Genomic DNA, 610 nt, shown 5'->3' with positions numbered 1-610 from the left:
TGAATGAAAAGTCTAATCCCCCAGCTATGCTGGGGAGAATAGAGTAGTCGGAAGTGGTGAGGATAACAAAATAAAGCCTCCTGTGATAGAATGAGAATGGTGTCGCAAGCCAAACTCAAAATCAAAGGAGGCGGTCCAAATGGACAATAAAAGTTTATCACATACTCGTTGGAAATGCCAGTATCACATTGTGTTTATTCCTAAATACCGAAAGAAGGTATTGTATGGGAGAATACGCAGAGATGTCCGAGAGATAATAGCAACTTTATGCCAGTATAAAAATGTAGAGATAATTGCAGGAGCGGTATGTATAGATCATGTACATTTAAGCGTAGCAATTCCACCAAAACTCAGAGTATCAGATTTTATGGGGTATCTGAAAGGAAAAAGCACATTAATGATTTATGACAGGCATCCTGAGTTACAAAGTAAATGGGATAAAGCATTTTGGGCTAGAGGATATTATGTTGAAACGATTGGCAATATAACAGATGAAGCAGTTCAAAAGTATATAAAAGAGCAAGCAGAAGAATCGAGACGAGAAGATTCGAGTAGTACCGCTTTATAGCGGGCCAGCAAAAGTGCTTGCGATACCGCCCTTTGGGGCGAG

At 39.8% G+C, this 610-nt stretch carries 1 protein-coding gene; it reads left to right on the top strand.

What is annotated here, in order from left to right; translation table 11 throughout:
• The first annotated feature begins 139 nt into the window (after positions 1 to 139).
• Positions 140 to 568 carry an IS200/IS605 family transposase gene (tnpA, locus tag DXA55_RS16920; RefSeq protein WP_055226077.1) on the top strand — a complete coding sequence of 143 codons (429 nt, stop codon included), beginning with the start codon at positions 140 to 142 and terminating at the stop codon, positions 566 to 568.
• The last annotated feature ends 42 nt before the right edge of the window (positions 569 to 610 follow it).

The organism is Blautia sp. OF03-13 (assembly GCF_003460685.1).
Lineage (GTDB): Bacteria > Bacillota > Clostridia > Lachnospirales > Lachnospiraceae > Fusicatenibacter > Fusicatenibacter saccharivorans.
This window is presented reverse-complemented; position numbering and strand designations above follow the sequence as displayed.